Here is a 22,763-nt window from a genome sequence, read left to right as displayed (position 1 = left end):
CCCTGCAGTTGCCGGGTCGCTCCACACCATGCGTTGCAGGCGAATTCCCTACTGGGCGCAGTAGCCGCCATCCACCACATAGGTGTTGCCGTTGCAGCCGCTTGCGCCGTCCGAGAACAGAAAAACGGCCATCGCCGCGCATTCCTCATTGATCACGTAGCGCCCCAGCGGCACCCGCGAGGCAAACATCTTGTGCACCTCCTCCCCATGACCGAGGCTGGCCTGCACCTCGATGGAGCGCATCATGCGGTTGTCCACCGGACCCGGGTTGAGGGTGTTGACCCGGATGGCCTGCGGCCCCAACTCCGCCGCCAGGCAACGCATCAGGCCCACCACCGCATCGTGGATCCCGGGAACGGAGCCGCCGGTGAGGGGATACACCGCCCGTTACTGCGGCACTTTTGCATGTTCGTAGATATGCCAGTTCGCCCCCCGAAACTCGACCTCGCGCTTCAGGCTGGCCCCTAGCGCCCTGGCCAGCCGAATGGAGGCCGTGTTTTGGGCATGGATAAAACTGATGAGGGCGATGTCGGGCAAATGGCTCAGCCCGACCCTGTGCACGGCCCGGGCGGCCTCGCTGGCAAGCCCCCGTCCCCAATAGGCGGGCGCCAGCGCCCACTTGATTTCCGGGCCTGGCCAGTCGTTCGGATACCAGAAGCCGACGGTGCCCACCACCACGCCGCTGGCCTTTTCCTCTACCGCGTAAGGGCCATAACCACGCAGGCTCCAGTGGCCAATCATGCCGCACAGGGTGCGCCAGGTTTCGCCTTCGGAAAGGGGCCGCCCAACGGTAAAGGTGGTGGCCTCGGCGCAAGAATAGTAATGATGGAGATCTTGCCAGTCCTCCTCCCGAAACGGCCGGAGTATCAGCCTCGCGGTCACGATGTGCTCGGGTACCAAAAGTGTCATCGTCTTGTTGCTCCTCCGGAGATGGGGTATGGCGCCGGCGGCGATGGCCACCGCCGCCAGCCATTTCGGCCACGCCCACTGCGGCAACGCCCGGCCAGGCCCCGGAGGCCCTGGCCGGGCGTTTACCCCCAGGAATGGCGTGATGCCGTTCAGAACCTGTACATCACCATGCCCTGCAGGCGCAGGGCGTCCCCTTCCCGGCCGTCCTGTACCTGGCGGCGGTGGTAGCTGGTCTCGATGCCGTAGCTGACGCTGGCGAGCGGCGACCAGATATAGTTGAGGTGCCAGGCCTCGAATTTCTTGTTGGCGTCACCGGCCAGGGCGCCGGCAGCCACGGCGTCGTCCAGATCGGTCCGGGCCACCCCGTAGCCCAGGGTGATGTCACCAAGGCCCGCCGCCAGGCTGACCCCGGCGGTGGCGCCGCTGGCCTTGATGGTTTCCAGCTTTCCGGTCAGGGGATCCACATAGCCGGGCGCCGCCGGGCTGCCTTCCAGGTAGCCGCCGATGCCGTCGCCGTGGGTCAGGGCACCGCGCAGCACCAGCCCCGGCACGGGCCGGTAGGCCGCCTCCAGGTTCAGGCCCCAGCCGAAGGCATTGCGATCGCCGTTGCTCCCGGACTGGTAGTATTCCAGCTGGCGCAGCACTGCCGAGGTACCAAAGTCCAGGCCGCCCACCTTGCCCTGGTAGCGCAGGGTCAGGTCGGGCAGCGGATGCTTGACGCTGTCGGGCGCGGCCAGGTTCACCTTGCCGCCCAGGCTGCCCGGATCTTCCAGCGCCGCGGAAAAACCGCCCTGGCTATAGCGCAGCTGGGCCTGGCGGGCGGCGTTGCCCTGGCCCGGCTGGGGGGTGAAGTCGATGGTGGGGTTCATGCCGAGAAAACCGCCGAAGTTGGTCCAGGTCTGGCCGGCGGTGATGCCGTTCCATTCGCCGTAGGCATGGCGCAGGCGGAAATGGCCGCCGCCGTTGCCGAAGAAGTCCCCTTCCAGCACCGCCTTGACCTCGCCCTGCTCGGTGGCGGTCAGGCTGCTCACCCCCAGCCGGCTCTGGTAGGCGTGCAGGGTACTGTGGCCCTCGGGCCCGTTTTCACCATCCAGGCGGATATTGCCGCGATTGACGGTATTGCCCAGGTTGGCGTCCACATCATGGATGATGTCGAGCTTGGCATAGCCGTAGACGCTGGCCCTGGTGTCGCCTATCTGCCACTCGAAGGCGCCCGCGGTAGCGGACAGCGCCGTGCCCACCAGGGCGGCACACAGGGTGATGGCGTTGGATTTCATATCCATATCGTTGTTCTTCCTTTTTATGGGTCATGGTTAGGCCCCGGCCGCGAGAAATCGGAAACCGGGGATCCCGGGCGGCGGCCTCCGCCGCCTCCGGTCAGCAATCATGAAAGGGGGGTACCTTGTCGGGCCGCATGGGACGGCCCTTGTCAGGACGTCGGTATCAGGACAGGCTGCCCGGCACCTTGGCCAGGGAGACCGGCTGTGCGCTCCGGCCCGGAGCCGTTTCCCGCGACCAGTACACGCCGATGGCGCTCACCAGGCAGAGCCCGCAGAACAGCATGGCGACGTACTGGGTATTGGTGCCACCGCCCCCCAGGCCGAGCAGGGTCTGGGCGATAAGCGGGGTGAAGCCGGCGCCCAGCACTGTGGTAAGCTGGTAGGTCAGCGACAACCCGGTGTAACGGGTACGGGTGGTGAATTTCTCGCTGATAAAGGCGCCCATGGGGCCGTACATCACCGCCTGGATCAAGGGGTTGCCGATGATAAAGCCGAGCAGCAGCAGCCAGGGAGAACCGTGGCTGATCAGGGCGAACATGGGCCAGACCATGATGCAGCCGATCAGGGCGCCCACCAGCATCACCGGACGGCGACCGTAGCGATCCGACAGCGCCGCCATCAGCGGGATGGTGAAGATGTGCAGCACGCTGGACAGGGTCAGCATCAGCAGGGCGTCGCTGCGGCTGTGGCCGATGGACACCGCGTAGGTCAGGCCGAAGGTGGCCAGCATCGACTGCATGAACAGCGGCGCCAGGCCGGCCAGCACGCCGAGGGAGATACTGGAGGAGGATTCCCGAAACAGCCGCACCAGGGGCACGCCGGCATGGGCAGACGCCTCGGGTTTGGCCTCTTCCGCTGCCTTGGCCGCCTCGAACTCGGGAGACTCGGTCACGCTGTAGCGCATGTAGAGGCCGATAATCACCAGGATGGCGGACAGCAGGAAGGGAATGCGCCAGCCCCAGCTCATAAACTGCTCCTCGGGCAACAGCGAGAACAGCCCCAGCACCATGGTCGCCAGCACGGCGCCGGACGGACCGCCGGCGACCGCTATGCTGGCGCCGAAGCCCTTGGACTTCTTGCTCGAGTGCTCCATCGCCAGCAGGGTGGCACCGGCCCACTCGCCGCCCACCGCCAGGCCCTGGATCACCCGCAGCACCACCAGGGTGATGGGAGCGGCCACGCCTATGGTCTCATAGGTGGGCAGCAGGCCGATCACCACCGATACCCCCCCCATCACCATCAGGGTGATGAACAGCACCAGCTTGCGCCCCACCTTGTCGCCGTAGTGGCCGAACAGCAGGCCACCCACCGGACGGGCCACGTAGCCCGCCGCCAGGGTCAGGTAGGACAGCATCAGCCCCACGCCGGGCTCCAGCTCGCCAAAGAACAGCACCGGGAACACCAGGCTGGCGGCGGCGGCGTACAACAGGAAGTCGTAGAACTCCACCGTGGAGCCCAGGTAGCTGGAGATGATGGCCCGGCGGCTTTCCTTGCGCTGCTGCCGGGGATCCTTGGTGCCGTCGCCAGGACGGGCTTGATGGGTTGATATTGACATTGACTCTCTCCTCCTAGAGTTGACCGGTTCGGCCATGCTTTCCTGCTTGTCTCCACACAACGGAGACATTTGGCAAACAAGTTATTTACCTTGATGAAACACTCGCAGTGTAAAAACGGGACGGCCAGCGAACAACGAAAAACGGCCACAGGGTGCACTATGTGCACTTCATTGTTTTTTTAAGTATTTTTAAGAGAATTCGAAAGGGAATCGAGTGAAGCCTTTGCGTCGCCGGACAGGGGGACGCACACCCCGGCACACCGCCGCCGGCGCAAGCAAAACCAAAAAAGCCCGGGCCTGCGGCTCCACTTGGGAGCCGCAGGCCCGGGCCCATCGTCCGCCCGAGGCGCGGTCCGGCTTACCCCTGGCGCGCCGCCAGCATGTCCAGGGCGACGTCCACTATCATGTCTTCCTGACCACCCACCATGCGCCGCTTGCCCAGCTCCAGCAGGATGTCCGCCGTTTTCAGGCCGTAGCGCTGGGCCGCCGTTTCGGCGTGGCGTAAAAAGCTCGAATAGACACCGGCGTAACCCAGCGCCAGCGTTTCCCGATCCACCCGCACCGGTCGGTCTTGCAACGGCCGCACCAGATCATCCGCCGCGTCCATCAGGGTGGCGAGGTCAGTGCCGTGGTGCCAGCCCAAGCGCTCGGCCGCCGCGATAAACACCTCCAGCGGCGCGTTGCCGGCCCCCGCCCCCATTCCCGCCAGGCTGGCGTCGATGCGGTCACAGCCCTCTTCCACCGCCACCATGCTGTTGGCCACCCCCAGGCTCAGGTTATGGTGGGCATGGATGCCGGTCTCGGTCTCCGGCTCGAGCACCGCCTTCACCGCCCGGAAGCGGTCGCGCACGTCCTGCATGGTCATGGCGCCGCCCGAGTCGACGATGTAAATGCAGGTGGCGCCGTAGTCCTCCATCTTCTTCGCCTCCAGCGCCAGGTTACCGGGGCTGGTCATGTGGCTCATCATCAAAAAGCCGACGGCGTCCATGCCCAGTTTGCGGGCGTGCTCGATGTGCTGGCGCGACACGTCCGCCTCGGTGCAATGGGTCGCCACCCGCACCACCCGCGCCCCGGCCCGGTAGGCGTTGTCCAGGTCGTGCACCGTGCCGATGCCCGGCAGCAACAGGGTCGCCACTTTGGCGTGCGTCACTTCCTCCGCCACCGCCGCTATCCATTCCAGATCGGTGTGGGCGCCAAAGCCGTAGTTGAAGCTGGAGCCCTGCAGGCCGTCGCCGTGGGCCACTTCGATGCTGTCCACCCGCGCCGCGTCCAGGGCCCGGGCGATGGCCCGCACCTGATCCAGGCTGTACTGGTGGCGCACCGCGTGGCTGCCGTCGCGCAGGGTGACATCGGAGATATAGAGTTTCTTGCCGTTGTTGATGCTCATCCGAAGTTCCTCCTCAGGCGTTGAGCTGGGACAGGGCCATCCGCTCGGCGGTGGCCAGGGCGGCGGAGGTCATGATGTCCAGGTTGCCGGCGTAGGCCGGCAGGTAGTGGGCCGCCCCTTCCACCTCCAGGAACACCGCCGTCTTGAGCCCGCTGAAATCGCCCAGGCCGGGAATGTGCAGGGGCGCCTCGGCCGGAATTTGCTCGAACTGCACCCGCTGCTTGAGCCGGTAGCCGGGCACATAGCTGCGCACCGCCGCCACCATTTCCTCGATGGAGGCTTCCACCGCCGCCGGATCCGCCGCTTCCGACAGCACATAGACGGTATCGCGCATCATCAGCGGCGGCTCCGCCGGGTTGAGCACGATGATGGCCTTGCCCCTGGCCGCCCCGCCCACCTGCTCGATGGCCCTGGAGGTGGTCTCGGTGAACTCGTCGATATTGGCGCGGGTGCCGGGACCGGCGGACTTGCTGCTGATGGACGCCACTATCTCGGCGTAGTGCACCTTCGCCACCCGGGACACCGCCGCCACCACCGGTATGGTGGCCTGGCCGCCGCAGGTGACCATGTTGACGTTGCCCGCGGCTAGGTTCTGCTCCAAGTTCACCACCGGCACGCAGTAGGGACCGATGGCCGCCGGGGTCAGGTCGACCAGCTTGATGCCCGGCTTGTGCGCCCGCAGCAGGGCGTCGTTCCTGATGTGGGCGCCGGCGGAGGTGGCGTCGAACACCAGATCGATGTCGGCGAACTCGGGCATCGCCACCAAGCCGTCTACCCCTTCGTGGGTGGTGGCCACCCCCATGCGGGCGGCGCGGGCCAGGCCGTCGGAGGCCGGATCGATGCCGACCATGACGCCCATCTCCAGCTGTTTGCCCTGGCGCAAGATCTTGATCATCAGGTCGGTGCCGATATTGCCCGAACCGATGATGGCCGCTTTCAGTTTTTTCATTTCCTCTTCCCCTCTGTATTGGGTTCAGTTCCGGCCGAAGTTCACGGCCACCTGGCCGATGCCCTCGATATGGGCTTCAAAACGATCCCCCGCCGCCACCGGCGCCATGGGCCCCAGGGCCCCGGTCAGGATCAGGTCGCCGGCGCGCAGCGGCTCGCCCAGCCGGCTCATGGTGCGCGCCAGCCAGACGGCGGCGTTGAGCGGATGGCCCAGGCATTCGGCACCGCTGCCGGCGGACACTTCCTCGCCGTTGCGGGTCATGCGCATGCTGGCGGTACGCAGATCCAGGCCGTCCGGCCGGCGAGCCGGGCCGCCCAACACGAACAGGCCGCTGGAAGCGTTGTCGGCCACGGTGTCGACGAAGCGGATGTCCCAGTCGCGCACCCGGCTGCCGACGATCTCCAGCGCCGGCAATACCCAGCCGGTGGCGGCCAGCAGCTCGGCGAAGGTGGTGTCGGCCGCCGGCAAATCCCGCTCCAGGATCAGGGCGATTTCCGCCTCTATCTTGGGTTGCAGCACCCGGCCGAAGGGCACCGTTTCGTTGTCGCCGTAGCCCATGTCGGCGAACAGGGTGCCGAAGTCGGGCTGATCCACCCCCAATTGCTGCTGCACCTTGGGGTTGGTCAGGCCGATTTTGCGGCCCACCACCCGGCGCCCGCCGGCCACGCCCTGGGCCACGTTGATGCGCTGGATGGCGTAGGCCGCCTCGGCGTTGCCCTCGCCTATGTAGTCGCGCAGCGGCGCCAGGGGCCGGCCTTCGGCCTCGGCCCGGCGCAGGGCGCCGGCCAGTTGTTCCAGGCTTTCTTGATTCGGGTTCATCGGTTTGCCCTCTCTCGGCATTCAGTGGGTCAGGAAGTCCAGCACCATGCGGTTGAACTTGTCGGCGTGTTCCCACTGGGCCCAGTGGCCGCAGCGGTTGAACAGGTGCAGCTCGGCGTTGGGCAGGCCGGCCACCAGGCGCAGGCCGGTGTCCATGGGCACGAAGCGATCCTGCCGGCCCCAGATCACCAGGGTCTCGGCGGTAATTTCCCCGAGTCGCGGGCTGAAGTCCGGGAACTGCCTGGGGTTGGCCTCGATGCTCTTGACGAAGTTCTCCAGGTGATCCCGGCGCGCCAGCATGTTGTCGAGCCGGGCCTGGAACAGCTCCTCGGTGAGATCCGAGGTGTCGTAGACGAAGATGTCCATCATCGCCTTGAGGTTGTCGATGGTCGGGCCGCGGTAGAGCCCCTGCAGGCGCTTGATGCCCTCGGTGGGCATGGGGGTGAACAGGCTGGCGCCGCCGGTGCCGCCGCCCATCAGGATCAGCTTGCCGAGGCGCGCCGGATAACGCAGGGCGAAGGCCACGGTGCTGTGACCACCCATGGAGTTGCCGATGATGTCCACCCTTTCGATATCGAGGGCGTCCAGCAACCCCTTGAGGGCGGTGGCGTTGAGATCGGAGCGGGAGCCCTCGCAGACGATGCTGTCGCTCTTGCTCCAGCCCGGGCAGTCCAGCAGTATCACCCGGAAACCGGCGTCCACCAGGGGGGCGACGTTGCGGTTGAAGTTGGCCCAGCCGCTGGCGCCGGGACCGGAGCCGTGCAGCATGACCACCACCCGCTCGCCCTGGCCGCAGTCGTTGTAGTGCAGTTGCAGGTCGAGCTCGCCTTCCCGGATGCGGACGAAACGGCTGGTGGCGGCTTCGGTAAGATGTTGGCTTGTCATAGTCTGGTTCCTGTTGTCATGGTAATGAGGAAAAAGGATCAACGCAGCGGGGCCGCGCTGATCGAGCCGAAGCCGGCAATCCACTCGGGGATGGCGCGGTAGTAACCGTGGTCCACTCCATAGGGACCGTAGGCCGAGAGCGCGGCGAAGGCCGCCACCCAGGTCTTGACCTCGTTGGCCGACTTGCCGGCCAGGGCCGATAGATCGTCGTTGCCGAGCCCGTCCAGCTCGGCCAGGCGGCCTTCCGCCAGGGTGGCCATAAACTGCCGATCCCACTCGGGATTGAGCGGGTACAGGCTGTGCGGATCGGTGACGAAGCCCCGCGCCGCCGCGATCACCCGCTGGGTGCGGGCCTCGCGCTCCGCCGCCGGCAGATCACGGCCGCTGCCCTTGAGCCGGTCGGCCAGGTGTTCGTTGGCGGTGGCCAGCTCCGGCACCGGCGGCTGGTGGGACAGGCCGCCGGAGCCGATCAGCAGCACCCGCTGGTCCAGGCGGCGGGCAAAGCGGCCGATGGCCTCGCCCAGCAGGCGGGCACGCTGGAAGCTGGGCAGGGGCACGGCCACCGAGTTGATGAACACCGGGATCACCGGCACCCGGTCGATGCCGCCCAGCAGGAATTCCAGCGGCTGGGCAAAGCCGTGATCCACCTGCATGCGGTAAGACACGGCGGCGTCTATGCCCTGGGCCAGCACGCTGCGGGCGCAATCTTCCGCCAGCGCCTGGGGCACCGGCAGCTCGCCGGCGGCGGTGCCGAAGTCACCGATGGCCCGGGCCGCCATGCCGATGCAGAAGGACGGCATGATGTCGTAGAAGAAGCCGTTGTAGTGATCCGGCGAGAACAGGATCACCAGCTCCGGATCGAAGCGGGCGATGCGCTCCCGGGCGGCGGCGATGGTGGCGTCCACCTCCGCCACCACGGCGGGCGCGGGATCCACATGACCGATCAGCGGAGTGTGGGACAGGCAATGCAGATAGACGCTCATCTCAGGCCACCTTGCGCGCCGCGGCCGGCGCCTGTTGGGGTTGGTTTTTTGCCTTGAGCACCTGGCGCAGTTGCCGGCACAGGGGCTCCAGGGTCTGGGGAATGGCGATGCCGGCCACGAAGCGATCCGGGCGCAGCACCGCGATGGACGCCGGATAGCGGCCGAACCACTCCTTGAGCCGCCCGCTCTCGTCGCCGATGCGAATGACCCCTTCCGCCAGGCTGGCCTCGGCCTGCAACTGCACCGAGGGCACCACCTGAATAAAGCGGGTGCCGAGGCGCTGCCAGTGGGCCAGCTCCTCCGCGCTCAGGCCATAAGTGGGATCCGTGCCCCAGGCGATGACCGCGAAACGACGGCCGATGACCTCGTCCAGCAGCAGCACCTGCTCGCCCAGCCGCACCTTGGGTTGAATAAACAGCTTGCCCACCGGCGACTGCTTCAGCTTGGGCGTCGGCTCGACCAGCACCCCCTGGTGGTACTGGGGCATGGGCTTGAAGCGCATTTCCAGGAAGTAACGCTTGACCGGCGGTATGTAGTTGAGCAGCCAGGAGATGCCGTCGCGCAGGCTGGCCTGCCACTTCTTCGGCGGCGCCAGCACATGGCCGGCGGTGACCGACAGATCGATCATCGCCCTGGCGTGATCCCGGCGCTCCTGCTGGTAGCTGTCGAGCAGTTCGTCGCCGGCCAGGCCCTGGACCACCAGCGCCAGCTTCCACGCCAGGTTGCTGGCGTCGCGCATGCCGCTGTTGTAACCCTGCCCCTGCCACACCGGCATGATATGGGCGGCGTCGCCGGCCAGCAGGATACGACCGCGGCGGAACTCGCCGGCCAGGCGTGCATTGTGGGTGTAGACCCGCTGGCGGATGACGTCGACCCGGGTCGGATCCGGCAGCACCTTGGCCAGCAGCCGTTGCAGCTCTTCCGGCCGGCTCAGCTGTTCCTCGGTCTCGCCCGGCATCACCATAAATTCGAAACGGCGGATGCCGTGGGGCAGGGCCGCGGACACATAGGGCCGCTCGGCGTCACAGCACATGTAGATATTGGGGGTGCCCAGGGGATCGTTGCGCACGTCGATCACTATCCACTGGTTGGGCGCCGTCTTGCCGTCGAAACTGATGTCCAGGGTGCGGCGCACCAGGCTGTTGCCGCCGTCGCAGGCCACCAGGTAGCGGGCGCGCAGCCGTTCTTCCCCCTGGGGACCGGCCAGCGTCAGGCTGACCCCTTCCCCATCCTGGCTGAACGCCTGCAGGTCGCGGGAGAACAACACCCTGACCTTGTCGAAGCGGGCCAGGCCGTCGTACAGCACCTTGTCCGCCAGGGGCTGGATAAAGGCGTTGCGGCGCGACCAGCCAAACTCGTCGGTGTTGGGCTGGATGTCGGCGAAGCAACGCCCCTTGGGAGTGAGGAAGCGCATGGCGTGCATGGGCGTGGTGTGAGGCAGCACCTGCTCGGCGAGATCCACCGCCTGGAAGGTACGCAGGCTTTCGTCGTCCAGCCCGATGGCGCGGGGAAAGTCGATCAGGGTATCCAGTTTTTCCACCACCATGACCTCGACACCGCAGTGCCCCAGGTAGTTGGCAATCATCAGTCCGACCGGGCCGGCGCCGGCAATCACCACGTCGGCGTCGAAGTGGGCATGGCTGCCCTGGGTTGTATGGGTTGTTGCTGTCACGTTCTTCACTCCTGAATCGGTGAAACTTGATGCCTTGGGTCCGGCAGCGGGCAAGCCTTGCCCGTCGGCTCCGGCGGGCGGAACCTTGCTGTCAGGCGCTTGAATGGGTTGCTAAACTCGGGCCCGGGGCCCGGGAGCGGTCATCATGGAGGGCCGGTCAGGGCCAGCCCCGGCGCGGGTTGTAACAATCGGCGGTGCAAGCTTGCATAATTGTTTCTCCCTTGTTGCGTTCCTTGACCGATGGACCGAGTATAAAAAGCCCCCAGAATTGCGGCAATGAAAAACCGACCAGCTGTGCACTAGGTGCACGCAGCTGTTTAACAAGGATTTTTTTAATAATGAGTAGCGAGAGCAAGAGCGATTACAAGGCGGTGCGCGGCCTGATCCGGGGCCTGGACCTGCTCAACAGCCTCAACCGTTTCGACGGCGGCGCCCGCATCGGCCAGCTTGCCGATGCCACCGGCCTGCACCGCACCACGGTGCGCCGCCTGCTCGAAACCCTGCAAAACGAAGGCTATGTGCGGCGCAGCGAGTCCGACGACAGTTACCGGCTAAGCATCAAGGTGCGGGAGCTGAGCGAGGGCTTTCGCGACGAGCAGTGGATTTCCCAGCTGGCCGCCCCCCTGCTCGGCCAGCTATTGCAGGAGGTGGTCTGGCCCACCGATATCACCACCCTGGACGTGGACGCCATGGTGATCCGGGAAACCACCCACCGCTTCAGCCGGCTGTCGTTCCACCGCTCCATGGTGGGCCGGCGACTGCCGCTGCTGCAGACCGCCGCCGGCCGGGCCTATCTGGCCCACTGCCCCGACACCGAACGGGAGAGCATACTGGCGCTGCTGGCCTCCCGCGACGATACCCAGGGCCGGCTGGCCCGCAACCGCATCTGGGTAGACAAGCTGATCCGCCAGACCCGGGCCAGGGGCTATGGCGCCAATTACGGAGAATGGGGCGAGGAGGAGAAAATCGGCGCCATCGCCGTGCCCATCCGCCACGGAGAGCAGGTGCTGGGTTGCCTCAGCCTGATTTATATCTCCAAGGCCATGGCCATCGAGGAAGCCGCCCGGCGCTATCTGGCCAGCCTGAGAGCCATGGTCGGCCAGATAGAGCAACAGTTGGAACAACAGGATGCCGAGCGGCGGGCGCAGCTAGAACCGAAACAGCAGGAGACCCGGGAGGATGGGGAAAGCCCGCAGGCCGTCGGAGAGGCGCAGAGGCCGGACAGCACGGCGCCCGGCACCGAGGACGGTGCCGGGCGGGATTAAAGCGGTTCAGGGCAGGTCGAACACCAGGGCCCGCACCGGCTGGACGGCGCTGAAGCTCAACCGCGCTTCACCGCTTAAGGCGGCGCCGTCGCCGGGGGCCAGCCGCTCACCGTTGACGCTGAGCTCCCCTTCCACCAGCTGCACCCAGGCCTTTCGCCCCGGAGCCAGTTCCAGCCCGGCCTCTTCGCCCTGCCCCAGCCACAGCTGGTACAGGCGGGCGTCCTGCTTGATGACCAGCGAGCCCTCGGCGCCGTCCGGGCTGACCACCAGGGTCAGGCCAGGCGCGCGGCCGAAGTCCTTCTGCTGGTAGCCGGGCTTGCCGCCGAGGGCGTTGGGCTCTATCCAGATCTGCAGGAACTTCAGCGGCCTGCTGTTGGACGGATTGAACTCGCTGTGCAGGATGCCGGTGCCGGCGGACATCAGCTGGAATTCCCCCGCACTCAGGATTTCCTCGTGGCCGGAGCTGTCCTTGTGGGCGATGCTGCCCTCCAGCACATAGCTGATGATCTCCATGTCCCGGTGGCCGTGGGTGTCGAAGCCCGCCCCCGGCGCCACCGCGTCGTCGTTGATCACCCGCAACCGGGAAAAGCCCATCTGTGCCGGATCGTAGTAGCTGCCGAAGGAAAAAGTGTGTTGGCTGTGGAGCCAACCGAAGTTGGCCCTGCCCCGCTCATCCGCCTTTCTGATGCTGATCATGGTTCCTCCTCAATTCAGACGTTGTGCCAGGGCCTGGTCCAGGGCCAGTTTGCCGGCGCCGGAGAACAGCAGGGAGACCGAAGCCGCCAGCAGCGCCAGGCCGAACTCGTAGCCGCCGTTGCTCATGAACAGGCCATTCTCGACGTGCACCGCGAAGATGGCCACCAGCATGGTCACGGCCAGGGTCAGCGCCGCCGGCCGGGTCAGCAACCCGAGCAGGATAAAGAGCCCGCCGAAGAACTCGCCCGCCCCGGCCAGGAAGGCCATCAGCACGCCCGGCTCCAAGCCGATGGACGCCATCCACTGGCCGGTGCCCTCCAGGCCGTAGCCGCCGAACCAGCCGAACAGCTTCTGGGCGCCGTGGGCCATGAAAATGATGCCCACCGGCAGCCGCAGCGCCAGGGGGGCCCAACCGGACTTGGACTGGAGTACGGAGATCAGGGTCGCCTTGTTCATAAATCACCTCTTCATAAAATTTGAAATAAACTTGTGGGTTTTAACGTCCGCCATCAGGGCGTTCGTTGAACTTGGAGCCAGTCTAATGAAGCCGGAGCAGGGATAAAATCGGAATGATTTGGCAGGATTGTTTAAATTTTTTGAAATAACGAGAGTGCAGACGTCCGGGACGGCCGCGACCGCCGTCAAAGCCTGATACACTGACTCATCCAACCATCAGATGAGGACTTCATGATGAGCGATACCCCCTACGTTCCCCCCAAAGTGTGGAAATGGGAAGCCCCCAGCGGCGGCGCCTTCGCCCATATCAACAGGCCCGTGGCCGGCCCTACCCACGACCAGGCCCTGCCGGTGGGCCGGCACCCGCTGCAGCTCTACTCCCTGGCCACCCCCAACGGGGTCAAGGTCACCATCATGCTGGAAGAACTGCTGGCGCTGGGGTTCGAAGGCGCCGAGTACGACGCCCACCTGATCCGCATCGGCGAAGGCGATCAGTTCGGCAGCGGCTTCGTGGCGGTCAACCCCAACTCCAAGATACCGGCCCTGGTCGATCACGGCGTGCAGCCGCCGCAACGGGTATTCGAATCCGGCGCCATCCTGCTGTACCTGGCGGAAAAGTTCGGCGCCTTCCTCCCCCAAGATCCCGCCGGGCGCACCGAATGCCTGTCCTGGCTGTTCTGGCAGATGGCCAGTGCTCCCATCCTGGGCGGCGGTTTCGGCCATTTCTACGTCTATGCCCCGGAGAAGTACGAATACCCCATCAACCGCTACGCCATGGAAGTGAAACGCCAGCTGGACGTGCTGAACCGGCGGCTGGCCGAGTGCCCCTACATCGCCGGCGAGGAATACAGCATCGCCGACATGGCCATCTGGCCCTGGTACGGCGGCCTGGTGCGCAACCAGGTCTACGAGGCGGCCCAGTTCCTCTCGGCCCATGAATATCCCCATGTGCAACGCTGGGCCGACGCCATCGCCCGGCGCCCCGCCGTGCGGCGCGGACGCATGGTCAACCGGACCTCGGGCCCGCTCGAGGAGCAGCTGCACGAGCGCCACGACGCCAGCGACTTCGAACTGAAGACCCAGGACAAGCTGGAACAGGGCTGAAAGAAAGGATAACGAGCGCCCCTTGCCGGGGCGCCTCAGCCTTTTCGCTGATTATCTGCACGATCCTGGTGTTCCAATCCCCTATAGTGCTGTTGGTTGACCAGTTTCTGCCGGTCATATCCCCCAAACGGGGGAAATTAGCCGCCCTGGGTTGCGAAACAAGAAGACACGCTGCAAGCTTCAATGCTCTGCATATTCAGGTTTCCAGCCCATGAACCTCCACCACACCCTGCAACAGACCTTTGGTTTTTCCTCGCTGCGCCCGGGCCAGCAGCAGGTGATAGAGCAGTTGCTGGCCGGCCGGTCGGCGGCGGCCATCTTTCCCACCGGCTCGGGCAAGTCGCTGTGCTACCAGTTGCCGGCGCTGCTGCTGCCGCACCTGACCCTGGTGATCTCGCCCCTGCTGGCGCTGATGCAGGATCAGCTGGCCTTTCTGCGCCGGCTGAACATTCCCGCCGCCAGCATCGACTCCAGCCAGGGCTGGGAAGAGAGCCGGCGGGTGATGCAGGAGGTGAGCGAGGGCCGCATCAAGATCCTGATGATTTCGGTGGAGCGGCTGAAGAACGAGCGCTTCCGCCAGTTTATCGGCCGGGTGCCGCTGTCCCTGCTGGTGGTGGACGAGGCCCATTGCATCTCCGAATGGGGCCACAACTTCCGCCCCGATTACCTCAAGCTGCCCCAGTACCGCCAGCAGCTCGCCATTCCCCAGGTGCTGCTGCTCACCGCCACCGCCACCCCCAGAGTCATCGAGGATATGCAGCAAAAGTTCGCGATCCCTAAGGAAAATGTGGTGATCACCGGCTTCTACCGGCCCAACCTACAGTTGCAGGTGCTGCCGGTGGAAGAGCAGGACAAGGCCGCCGCCCTGCAGCAGTTGCTGGCGGAAGCCCCCCGCTCGTCCACCATCGTCTACGTGACCCTGCAGCACAGCGCCGAGCAGCTGGCCGAGCGCCTGGCGGCGGCCGGCATCCCCGCCCGGGCCTACCACGCCGGCCTGGAGCAGGATCTGCGCAAGCAGCTGCAGCAGGATTTCATGCAGGGGCGGGTTCCCTGCATCGTCGCCACCATCGCCTTCGGCATGGGGGTGGACAAGGCCGATATCCGCCGGGTGATCCACTACGATCTGCCCAAGTCCATCGAGAACTACAGCCAGGAGATCGGCCGGGCCGGGCGCGACGGCAACCCTTCCACCTGCACCCTGCTGGGCAACCGGGCCGGGCTCAACGTGCTGGAAAACTTCGTCTACGGCGACACCCCCGAGCCCGCCGCCATCCGCGACCTGCTCGGGGAACTGCAGCAGGCCGGCCCCCAGTGGGAACTGATGCCGCTGCGGCTCTCCAACGCCACCAACATCCGCCTGCTGCCGCTCAAGACGCTGCTGGTGTACCTGGAGCTGGACGGCATTATCGAGCCGCAATACAGCTATTTCGCCGATTATCGCTTCAAGTTTATCAAGCCGCGCGAGGAGATCCTCGCCGCCTTCCAGGGCGAGCGCCAGGCCTTTCTGCGGCAGTTGTTCGACGGCTCGCCCCAGGCCCGCAGCTGGTGCCAGGTGAATTTCGAGGCCATCCGGCAGCGCGCCGGCGGCGAGCGGCAGCGGGTGATCCGCGCCCTCGACTACCTGCACCAACAGGGCTGGATCAGCCTGGAAAGCAAACAGATGATCGAGGTGTACCGGGTGCTGCAGTCCGGTTTCGATCCGGAGGCGGAAGCCGCGCGGCTGCATGCCCTCTTCCGGCAGAAGGAGCGCAGCGAGCTCAGCCGGCTGGAGGAGATGATCGACTTCTTCGAGAGCGACGACTGCCTGAGCCGGCGCCTGGCCGGCTACTTCGCCGATCACCAGGCCCCGGTCCGTTGTGGCCACTGCTCGGTGTGCGCCGGCCGGCCCGCCCGGCTGCCGGCCCCAGCGTTGCCGCCCCTGCCCGCACCAGCCCAACTGGAGCAGTGGTGCCGGGCGCTGCAGCAGGAGGATGGTACCCCGCTCAGCACCCACAGCCTGGCCTGCTTCCTGTGCGGCATCAGCACGCCCCTGCTCAACCGGCTCAAGGCCAGGGGCAAGCCCGGCTTCGGCGCCCTGGAGCGGCAGCGGTTCGGGGAAGTGGCACAGTTGCTGGCCAGTCCCCCCGCCGGCTAAGGCCGGGCCAGGAACTGCCTGGCCGCGTTCAGCCGCGCCGGCTCGGTATCCGCCTGGGCGGCCAGCTCGACCAGCCGCCGATAGTAGCCGGCGGCGCCCTCCCGGTCACCGGCCAGCTCGGCGGCCCGGCCGGCGCCGTACAGGCTGTTGAAGCGGTTGGCCGAGCGCGCCAGCGCCGCCTCGTATTCGGCCCTGGCCTCGCTGTACATCTCCAGCTCCAGCAGCATGTCGCCGAACAGCTCACGGGCCGGCAGCACCTCACCCGGCGTGACCGGGTGCTTCTCGGTGCCGGCTTCCAGTTCGGCGGCGGCGCGCATCCGTTGCAGGCCTTCCTCCTTGTTCCCCTGCAGGAACATCAGCCAGGCCTCGGCCGCCTTTTGCTGGATTTCGACCTGCCTAGCCCAGTAAGGCGAGGTGGTCGCCGCGGCCTCCCGCAGTTCGCCCAGGCGGGCGATGGCGTCCCGCGCCAGTTGCGGTTCACCCATATGGGCGGCACCCAGGGCCTTGGCGAAGTGGCTGATGGCCTCCATGGCCGGGAATCGCTCCCAGGGAAAATCCGCCGGGGTGCGGGGCTCCAGCCTGGCGGCCTGCTCCCACTGTTGCCGTTCCAGGGCCAGCCGCGCCGGGGCCACCGCCAGGGTATAGGCGGAGGCGGCATGGGCCTGGATGGGACCATTTATGCCGGTGATCCGAGCCAGCTCCTGCTCGGCCTTGCCGTACTCGGCGCCCTGCAGATGGGCATACACCAGGTAATCCAGGGCATGCAGATAGTGGAAGGAGACTGCGTCCCCGAACGGGTGCTTGAGGGCCGCCTCGGCCGAGGCCCGGTTCCAGCCGATGGACTCCTGCCACAGGCCGGCGCGGGTAAAGATATGGGACGGCATATGCAAGGCGTGGGGCACCTCCGGCGCCACCTCTCCGTAACGCCGCGACACCGCCAGGGCCTTTTCCGCCAGCGGCGGATAATCATAGGCATGGATGGCGTAGTGGTGGGCGCCCGGATGCTGGGGGTTGTCCGCCAGTACCTGCTCCGCCAGGCGGCCGGCCTCCAGTTGGGCCCGGTAGCTCTTGTCCGCCGGATCCGCCGTGGCGATCAACGCCAGGGCGTAAAAGCTCATGACTTCGTGCTCTTCGGGCATGGCGTCGTAGGCCAGGCGCCAGCCCTCGGCAAAGCTGGCCAGGCGGGGCCGCTCGTCCGGCTCCCACTCGTGCCGGTAGTAGGCCGCCACCGCCGCGATAAAGGCCTGCTCCAGCTCGCTGGCCGCCCCCGCCGCCCTGGCCTTGTCGATGAGCGCCGCCCCCTGCTGATAACGCTCCCGGGAGGGCGGATCCGACCACAACGGATGGATGTAGCTCATGGCCTGCCCCCAATAAGCCATGGCGCAGCCGGGATCGAGCTCGGCGGCCCGGGCAAACTCGGCCTCGGCGCCTTCATAGGTCATGTGATGCAACAGTGCCATGCCCCGTTCCACCAGGGCAGCGGCCTGCGCCTGGCAGGACACGCTAAACGCGACCTTGCCGAGCTGCTCGCCGTAGTGTTCGCCCGATGCGGTCGTGCCCGCCCCAAGCGCCAGGGGGACCATGCCGAACACGAGGGCGAGTGCCAGGCCCGGTTTGCTGTGCTTGTTCATACCCTACCTCCTGCCTTTTTCGATGGCGCCGGCATCCGGCTCCCGTCCAAGGCCGGCTCCAACAGTGTCCGCTTTAATTATGGCGTCGGGGCCCCGGGTTCCGGGGGGATTGCTTATATCGAATCGCAGCCAATAACAGCGGGATGGAACCGTTAGTTCTAACCGGATCTTGTCCCAGCGCCGCTGCCACCATATCTAATGGTGCGCCCGCTGGAACACTAAATAGCTTAAAACTTGGGCAGGTCGATATCTCACCTGTAGGCGCCCGTTTACGTGGCGCAAACCGGCAAAGGGCGGGGAATGCGGAAATTGGGCGCCGGTTTGTGCCGGCTAAAGCGGCACCTACAGCGACGGCTACAGTACAAACCGGCAGCGATGCAGTGCTTGGCTGCCACCATGGCAAAGCCCTGGGCCGGCATTCGCCGGCCCTTTTTTATACTCAATCCCAAGCCGGGCCGAAGTCGGGGCTGACCAGCCGTTGATTGGTGGCAATGGCGCGCACCCGTGCCAGTTCCGCCTCGCTCAGCCGCAGCCCGGCGGCGTCCAGGTTAGCCTGCAGGTGGCTCCGCCTGGTGGAGGCCGGTATGGCGATGTGGCCTTCCTGCAGCAGCCAGGCCAGGGCCACCGAGGCCGGGCTCACCCCGTGGGCCGCGCCGATCGCCTGCAACACCGGCTCCTCCAGCACCTTGCCGTAGGCCAGCGGCATGTAGGCGGTGACCCGGATGCCCCGGGTGCGGCAGAACTCGACGATGGGCTCGTTGCGGAACAGCGGGTGCAGCTCCACCTGGTTGGTGAGGATGGCGTCGGCCCCGACGGCGTCGATCGCCGCCTGCAGGTGGCGGACGGTGAAGTTGGACACCCCGATATGGCGGGTCAGCCCCCGCGCCCTGGCCTCGGCCAGCTGCTCCATATACACCGCCACCGGTATCTCGTCCCGGGGCGCGGGCCAGTGGATCAGGGTGAGATCCGCCTGCTCCGTTTGCAGCTTTGCCAGGCTCGCTTCCAGGCTCGGGATCAGCCGGCCCGGGGCCAGGTGCTCGGTCCAGATCTTGGTGGTGAGGAAGACCTCCCCGCGCGGCACCCCGCTTTCGGCCAGGGCCCTGCCCACCTCCGCCTCGTTGTCGTAGATCTGGGCGGTGTCGATATGGCGGTAGCCGAGCTCGAGCCCGGAGCTCACCGCCGTGATCACCTCTTGTTCCTTCAGCCGGAAGGTACCCAGCCCCATGGATGGTATCTGCATCTTGTGCTCCTATTGTGGATGGTTGTCGGTAACGATATGGGTTCAGGGTGGCCGGCGGACGGCGAACCGTCCGCCGGCCACCGGATTCATCGGGTTCGCGGTGCCGGCAGGGCGTCGCCGCGGGCATCCAGGGCACCGCTCAGCCGGGTCAGCAGCAGGGCCACCAGCACCACCAGGCCGCCGATCCAGGGCGTCTGCATCAGTCCGCCGCGTTCCACCACCAGGCCGCCCAGCCAGGCGCCCAGGGCAATGCCCAGGTTGAAGGCGGCGATATTGAGCCCGGATGCCAGGTCCACCGCCCGGGGGCTGTACCGCCCGGCCAGTTGCACCACGTACAGTTGCAGGCCGGGCACGTTGCCGAAGGCGAAGGCGCCCCACAGCAGCAGGGTGAGCACCGCCGCCCAGGGGTGGCCGGCGCTGAAGGTAAAGACCAGCAGCACCAGCGCCAGGCCGGCGAAGACGATGTTCAGCGCCCGCACCGGCCCCAGCCGGTCGGCCAGCCGGCCGCCCCAGAGGTTGCCCACCGCCACCGACATCCCGTACACCAGCAACAGCAGGCTCACAGTGTCGGCGGCGAAGCCGGTCTCCTGCTCCAGGATGGCCGCCAGGTAGGTAAAGGCGATAAAGGTGCCGCCGTAGCCGATGGCGGTGATGGCATACACCAGCAGCAGGCGCGGCTGGGCCAGCACCGCCAGTTGCTGGCTCAGGCGGGCGGGCGCCGGTTGCTTCAGGTTGCGCGGCACCAGCAGGGCGCTGCCGAGCAGGGCCAGCACCCCGAGCAGGGATACCACCAGGAAGGTGGCTCGCCAGCCGAGGCTCTGGCCGATAAAAATGCCGAGCGGCACCCCGATCACCAGGGCCACGGTCAGGCCGGTGAACATGATGGCGATGGCACTGGCCTCCTTCTCCCTGGCCACCAGGCCGGTGGCGATGGTGGAGCCGATGGAAAAGAAGACCCCGTGGGCCAGGCCGGTCAGCACCCGGGCCAGGATCAGCGAGCCGTAGCCCGGCGCCCGCCAGGCCAGCAGGTTGCCGAGCACGAACAGCGCCATCAGCGCCAGCAGCAGGTGCTTGCGGTTCCAGCGTCCGGTCAGGGCGGTGAGCACGGGGGCGCCCACCGCCACGCCCAGGGCGTAGAGGCTGACCAGCAGGCCGGCGGATGGCAGGGACACGCCCAGATCCTGGGCGATGGTCGGCACCAGGCCGACGATGACGAATTCGGTGGTGCCGATGGCGAAGGCACTGAGGGTTAACGCGAATAACGCGACTGGCATGGCTTGCTCCGTCTTGGCTTGAGTAATAGTCGGGACAGAGGCATTCTAGGCCGGGTTACTTTTGTCAAAAACGCTATAAAGCACAAATCATATTTGCAGGAATAACAATGATCACCCGTTCCGACGATCTGACGCTGCTGCTGGCGGTGGTGGACAGCGGCGGTTTTTCCGCCGCCGCCGAGCAACTGGGCATACAGGTGGCCAGGGTGTCCCGGGCGGTGAGCCGGCTGGAGCGACAACTGGGCACCACCCTGCTCAACCGCACCACCCGCCAGGTGGAGCTGACCGAGGAAGGCCGCCGCTTCAGCGAGGAAGTGCGCCGGGGCCTGGCCCTGCTCGACCGGGCGGAAGAGGCCCTGCACAGCGCCCGCCACGGTCCTTCGGGCCGGTTGCGGGTGGATGCGGCCAGCCCCCTGGTGCTGCACCAGCTGGTGCCGCTGGTGGCGGAGTTCGCCGCGGCCTACCCCGCCATCCGGCTGGAGCTGAGCTCCAGCGACGGCATCATCAATCTGCTGGAAAAACAGACCGATGTCGCCATCCGCATCGGCGGCATGAGCGACTCTACCCTGCACGCCCGGCTGCTGGGAGAGAGCCCGCTGCACATCGTCGCCTCGCCGGACTACCTGCGTCGCCGGGGCAGCCCGGCCAGCGCCGCCGAGCTCGACCGGCACCGGCTGCTCGGCTTTATCGGCAGCGGCGGGCTCAACCGCTGGCCCCTGGCGCGGGACGCCGTAGTGCCGGACATCGCCGCCAGCAGCGGTGAAACCCTGCGCCAGCTGGCCCTGGCCGGCAACGGCATCGCCTGCCTGTCGCGCTTTATGATAGGAGAGGATCTCGCGGCGGGCCGGCTGGTGCCGTTGCTGCAGCAGGAATACCTACCGCTGCCGGAGCGGGAGCAGGTGCACGCCGTCTACTACCGGCACAGCGCCCTCTCCGCCCGCATCGGCGCCTTTCTCGACTTTATCGGCCCGCGCCTGAGGTTATAAGCCGGCCTCGCCGCCCGCCGGGACGGGCCGCGCCCGGGGAGCCAGGCGCGAGGCCAGCAGGGAGTCGGCCAGCATGTGCAGGAAGTGAAACACCAGGCAGCCGACCACCGCCAGCAGGCACAGCCCCAGCAGGGTACCGTGCAGCAGCAGCGACCAGGCCGCCAGCGCCAGCAGATCCGGCCAGCCCAGCTGCAGCAGCGCCTCCCGGCTGGTGGACAGGGTGATCCAGGCGGTGATCACCACGCTCAGGGTCGGTACCACCCCCATCCAGCGGCGCACCACCAGGCCGCCCAGCAGCTGACGCAGCACCAGGCCGAGCACGAAAGGCAGCAGCACCATGGACGAGAGCTTGTGCAGCAACGGCCAGGGCGAGAGCGCCGCGCCCTGGCCGATCAGCAGGCTCAGCATCAGCGGGATGGTGACGATGCCGAGCAGGTTCAGCCCCAGGGTCATGAACAGCGACCACTGGGCCTGGCCGCCGCTGAGCCGGGTCAGCACCACGCAGGACGAGAGCGTCGGCGGCACCACCGACACCACCAAGAGCCCCAGTGCCAGACCGGGTGCCAGGCCGCCATGCTGGTAGATCAGCCAGCCCACCAGCGGCGACAGCAGCAGGCTGATCACCAGCGCCGCCAGGAACACCCGGCCGAAGCCGGGCTCGGGCCTGAGCTCCTGCAGCCGGCTCTGCAGGCCGTTGACCAGGAAGATCACCGCCACCAGCCAGGGCAGCGGCTGCCACTGGGCCAGCCAGAGCCCGGGGCCGGGCAGCAGCAGGGCCAGCAGTATGGCGGCGCAGAGGCCGCCGGGAAGTAACCAGGCGATGATGAACTCCTTACCCGGGCCCGGCCCGGAACGGACGCGGGACTCAGTCTATCCTGACCCTGGCCTCGCCGATACCCGGGAAGCGGGCGCACACCTCGGCGCCGGGGGCGATAAAGCGCATCCCGGTCCAACTGCCGGTGGTGATCAGATCCCCGGGCTCCAGCCCCTTGTTGCGCGCCACCAGGTGGTTCACCGACCAGCCCAGCAGGCTCGCCGGATCCCCCAGCGGGTGGCCACCGCGCTGCTCGGCCAGCACCTCGCCGTTCACCGTCAGCGCCAGCGGCCGTTGCGCCAGCTCGAGCCCCTGCCAGTCGCTGATGCCGCCGCCGACGATCAGCGCCCCGTTGATCTGGTTGTCCGCCAGCCGCCACAAGGTGCCGGCCTGCTGCCACTGGCGCAGCCGGGTGTCCACCAGTTCGATGGTCACGCACAGCTCGCCCAGCGCCGCCCGCACCTCGGCCTCCTCATACAAGCAGGCCCGGGGCGGCAGGGGGCGGGTCACCCGGAACGCCAGCTCCGCCTCGATGCCGATCATGTGAAAATCATCCCCGCTCAGGCGGGCGCCGCTGGCGTGGACCCGCCGGGGCGGGATGGGCGCGCTGTAGGCCTCGCTGTCCTTGTTGGGCGCCCCCACCTTCCAGCAGCGGGGGCGCTCCCCCCGCCACCGGCCCCGCGCCCCCCCTCTCTCTTTTTCCCATCTCGCCCTCCCCGCGCAA

Annotated in this window: 21 protein-coding genes; 4 read left to right on the top strand and 17 right to left on the bottom strand. The window is 66.9% G+C overall.

What is annotated here, in order from left to right; translation table 11 throughout:
• Positions 1–48: 48 nt before the first annotated feature.
• From CGX12_RS07520 to CGX12_RS07475, 10 genes are all read right to left on the bottom strand, one after another.
• A complete protein-coding gene (locus CGX12_RS07520; RefSeq protein ID WP_217898138.1) occupies positions 49–381 on the bottom strand; it encodes an SDR family oxidoreductase in 333 nt (110 codons plus the stop codon).
• A gap of 6 nt (positions 382–387) precedes the next feature.
• Positions 388–909, bottom strand: a complete 522-nt coding sequence (locus tag CGX12_RS07515; RefSeq protein ID WP_094039278.1) for a GNAT family N-acetyltransferase — start codon at positions 907–909, stop codon at positions 388–390.
• Positions 910–1,058: 149 nt separating this feature from the next.
• Positions 1,059–2,192: a DcaP family trimeric outer membrane transporter gene (locus CGX12_RS07510; RefSeq protein ID WP_094039277.1), complete on the bottom strand. Its 1,134-nt coding sequence runs from the start codon at positions 2,190–2,192 to the stop codon at positions 1,059–1,061.
• Positions 2,193–2,352: 160 nt separating this feature from the next.
• Positions 2,353–3,744, bottom strand: coding sequence for an MFS transporter (locus tag CGX12_RS07505; RefSeq protein ID WP_094039276.1), 1,392 nt, complete (start codon positions 3,742–3,744; stop codon positions 2,353–2,355).
• A gap of 358 nt (positions 3,745–4,102) precedes the next feature.
• Positions 4,103–5,131, bottom strand: coding sequence for a 4-hydroxy-2-oxovalerate aldolase (gene dmpG, locus CGX12_RS07500; RefSeq protein ID WP_094039275.1), 1,029 nt, complete (start codon positions 5,129–5,131; stop codon positions 4,103–4,105).
• Between the two features lie 13 nt (positions 5,132–5,144).
• On the bottom strand, positions 5,145–6,080 hold the full coding sequence (locus CGX12_RS07495) for an acetaldehyde dehydrogenase (acetylating) (RefSeq protein WP_094039274.1): 936 nt from the start codon (positions 6,078–6,080) through the stop codon (positions 5,145–5,147).
• Positions 6,081–6,104: 24 nt separating this feature from the next.
• Positions 6,105–6,899, bottom strand: coding sequence for a 2-keto-4-pentenoate hydratase (gene mhpD / locus CGX12_RS07490; RefSeq protein ID WP_094039273.1), 795 nt, complete (start codon positions 6,897–6,899; stop codon positions 6,105–6,107).
• A gap of 21 nt (positions 6,900–6,920) precedes the next feature.
• Positions 6,921–7,784 (bottom strand): alpha/beta fold hydrolase, encoded by an 864-nt coding sequence (locus CGX12_RS07485; RefSeq protein WP_094039272.1) that lies wholly within the window; start codon positions 7,782–7,784, stop codon positions 6,921–6,923.
• Positions 7,785–7,822: 38 nt separating this feature from the next.
• Positions 7,823–8,767, bottom strand: a complete 945-nt coding sequence (locus CGX12_RS07480; protein ID WP_094039271.1) for a 3-carboxyethylcatechol 2,3-dioxygenase — start codon at positions 8,765–8,767, stop codon at positions 7,823–7,825.
• A gap of 1 nt (position 8,768) precedes the next feature.
• Positions 8,769–10,439: a bifunctional 3-(3-hydroxy-phenyl)propionate/3-hydroxycinnamic acid hydroxylase gene (locus tag CGX12_RS07475; RefSeq protein WP_094039270.1), complete on the bottom strand. Its 1,671-nt coding sequence runs from the start codon at positions 10,437–10,439 to the stop codon at positions 8,769–8,771.
• Between the two features lie 338 nt (positions 10,440–10,777).
• Between CGX12_RS07475 and CGX12_RS07470 the strand changes: the two genes are divergently transcribed.
• Positions 10,778–11,704, top strand: a complete 927-nt coding sequence (locus CGX12_RS07470; RefSeq protein WP_094039269.1) for a DNA-binding transcriptional regulator — start codon at positions 10,778–10,780, stop codon at positions 11,702–11,704.
• A 6-nt stretch (positions 11,705–11,710) separates the two neighbouring features.
• Here the strand turns inward: CGX12_RS07470 and CGX12_RS07465 are convergent, their stop codons facing one another.
• Both CGX12_RS07465 and CGX12_RS07460 read right to left on the bottom strand, forming a co-directional pair.
• Positions 11,711–12,400 carry a pirin family protein gene (locus CGX12_RS07465; RefSeq protein WP_094039268.1) on the bottom strand — a complete coding sequence of 230 codons (690 nt, stop codon included), beginning with the start codon at positions 12,398–12,400 and terminating at the stop codon, positions 11,711–11,713.
• A 9-nt stretch (positions 12,401–12,409) separates the two neighbouring features.
• A complete protein-coding gene (locus tag CGX12_RS07460; protein ID WP_094039267.1) occupies positions 12,410–12,856 on the bottom strand; it encodes a DoxX family protein in 447 nt (148 codons plus the stop codon).
• Positions 12,857–13,090: 234 nt separating this feature from the next.
• Between CGX12_RS07460 and yghU the strand changes: the two genes are divergently transcribed.
• Together yghU and CGX12_RS07450 are read left to right on the top strand one after the other, a co-directional pair.
• Positions 13,091–13,960: a glutathione-dependent disulfide-bond oxidoreductase gene (yghU, locus tag CGX12_RS07455; protein ID WP_176442026.1), complete on the top strand. Its 870-nt coding sequence runs from the start codon at positions 13,091–13,093 to the stop codon at positions 13,958–13,960.
• 211 nt (positions 13,961–14,171) lie between these two features.
• Positions 14,172–16,094, top strand: coding sequence for a RecQ family ATP-dependent DNA helicase (locus CGX12_RS07450; RefSeq protein WP_094039265.1), 1,923 nt, complete (start codon positions 14,172–14,174; stop codon positions 16,092–16,094).
• Here the strand turns inward: CGX12_RS07450 and CGX12_RS07445 are convergent.
• From CGX12_RS07445 to CGX12_RS07435, 3 genes are all read right to left on the bottom strand, one after another.
• Positions 16,091–17,725: a tetratricopeptide repeat protein gene (locus CGX12_RS07445; RefSeq protein ID WP_094039264.1), complete on the bottom strand. Its 1,635-nt coding sequence runs from the start codon at positions 17,723–17,725 to the stop codon at positions 16,091–16,093. The two genes, CGX12_RS07450 and CGX12_RS07445, sit on opposite strands and share 4 nt — an antisense overlap.
• A 439-nt stretch (positions 17,726–18,164) precedes the next feature.
• Entirely contained in the window at positions 18,165–18,965 is an 801-nt protein-coding gene (gene dkgB, locus CGX12_RS07440; RefSeq protein WP_094039263.1) for a 2,5-didehydrogluconate reductase DkgB, read from the bottom strand.
• Between the two features lie 86 nt (positions 18,966–19,051).
• Positions 19,052–20,239, bottom strand: coding sequence for an MFS transporter (locus CGX12_RS07435; RefSeq protein WP_094039262.1), 1,188 nt, complete (start codon positions 20,237–20,239; stop codon positions 19,052–19,054).
• 107 nt (positions 20,240–20,346) lie between these two features.
• Between CGX12_RS07435 and CGX12_RS07430 the strand changes: the two genes are divergently transcribed.
• Complete coding sequence (locus tag CGX12_RS07430) at positions 20,347–21,225, top strand: LysR family transcriptional regulator (RefSeq protein WP_094039261.1); 879 nt, start codon at positions 20,347–20,349, stop codon at positions 21,223–21,225.
• Here the strand turns inward: CGX12_RS07430 and CGX12_RS07425 are convergent.
• Both CGX12_RS07425 and CGX12_RS07420 read right to left on the bottom strand, forming a co-directional pair.
• Positions 21,220–22,047: a bile acid:sodium symporter family protein gene (locus CGX12_RS07425; RefSeq protein WP_094039260.1), complete on the bottom strand. Its 828-nt coding sequence runs from the start codon at positions 22,045–22,047 to the stop codon at positions 21,220–21,222. The genes CGX12_RS07430 and CGX12_RS07425 overlap by 6 nt on opposite strands.
• A 43-nt stretch (positions 22,048–22,090) precedes the next feature.
• The coding region (locus CGX12_RS07420) for a 2-keto-4-pentenoate hydratase (protein WP_217898137.1) at positions 22,091–22,763 on the bottom strand (673 nt) is incomplete at its 5' end.

Origin of the sequence: Zobellella denitrificans (assembly GCF_002237365.1) — a bacterium.
In the GTDB taxonomy this organism is placed as follows: domain Bacteria; phylum Pseudomonadota; class Gammaproteobacteria; order Enterobacterales; family Aeromonadaceae; genus Oceanimonas; species Oceanimonas denitrificans.
This window is presented reverse-complemented; position numbering and strand designations above follow the sequence as displayed.

What these genes read in the sequence shown, in the direction of transcription:
- yghU (WP_176442026.1), top strand. Translation starts at nt 13,091, where the DNA reads ATGAGCGATACCCCCTACGTTCCCCCCAAAGTGTGGAAATGGGAAGCC.
- CGX12_RS07515 (WP_094039278.1), bottom strand. Translation starts at nt 909, where the DNA reads ATGACACTTTTGGTACCCGAGCACATCGTGACCGCGAGGCTGATACTC.
- CGX12_RS07465 (WP_094039268.1), bottom strand. Translation starts at nt 12,400, where the DNA reads ATGATCAGCATCAGAAAGGCGGATGAGCGGGGCAGGGCCAACTTCGGT.
- CGX12_RS07445 (WP_094039264.1), bottom strand. Translation starts at nt 17,725, where the DNA reads ATGAACAAGCACAGCAAACCGGGCCTGGCACTCGCCCTCGTGTTCGGC.
- CGX12_RS07510 (WP_094039277.1), bottom strand. Translation starts at nt 2,192, where the DNA reads ATGGATATGAAATCCAACGCCATCACCCTGTGTGCCGCCCTGGTGGGC.
- CGX12_RS07480 (WP_094039271.1), bottom strand. Translation starts at nt 8,767, where the DNA reads ATGAGCGTCTATCTGCATTGCCTGTCCCACACTCCGCTGATCGGTCAT.
- dkgB (WP_094039263.1), bottom strand. Translation starts at nt 18,965, where the DNA reads ATGCAGATACCATCCATGGGGCTGGGTACCTTCCGGCTGAAGGAACAA.
- CGX12_RS07430 (WP_094039261.1), top strand. Translation starts at nt 20,347, where the DNA reads ATGATCACCCGTTCCGACGATCTGACGCTGCTGCTGGCGGTGGTGGAC.
- mhpD (WP_094039273.1), bottom strand. Translation starts at nt 6,899, where the DNA reads ATGAACCCGAATCAAGAAAGCCTGGAACAACTGGCCGGCGCCCTGCGC.
- CGX12_RS07435 (WP_094039262.1), bottom strand. Translation starts at nt 20,239, where the DNA reads ATGCCAGTCGCGTTATTCGCGTTAACCCTCAGTGCCTTCGCCATCGGC.
- CGX12_RS07495 (WP_094039274.1), bottom strand. Translation starts at nt 6,080, where the DNA reads ATGAAAAAACTGAAAGCGGCCATCATCGGTTCGGGCAATATCGGCACC.
- CGX12_RS07470 (WP_094039269.1), top strand. Translation starts at nt 10,778, where the DNA reads ATGAGTAGCGAGAGCAAGAGCGATTACAAGGCGGTGCGCGGCCTGATC.
- CGX12_RS07450 (WP_094039265.1), top strand. Translation starts at nt 14,172, where the DNA reads ATGAACCTCCACCACACCCTGCAACAGACCTTTGGTTTTTCCTCGCTG.
- CGX12_RS07485 (WP_094039272.1), bottom strand. Translation starts at nt 7,784, where the DNA reads ATGACAAGCCAACATCTTACCGAAGCCGCCACCAGCCGTTTCGTCCGC.
- CGX12_RS07505 (WP_094039276.1), bottom strand. Translation starts at nt 3,744, where the DNA reads ATGTCAATATCAACCCATCAAGCCCGTCCTGGCGACGGCACCAAGGAT.
- CGX12_RS07460 (WP_094039267.1), bottom strand. Translation starts at nt 12,856, where the DNA reads ATGAACAAGGCGACCCTGATCTCCGTACTCCAGTCCAAGTCCGGTTGG.
- dmpG (WP_094039275.1), bottom strand. Translation starts at nt 5,131, where the DNA reads ATGAGCATCAACAACGGCAAGAAACTCTATATCTCCGATGTCACCCTG.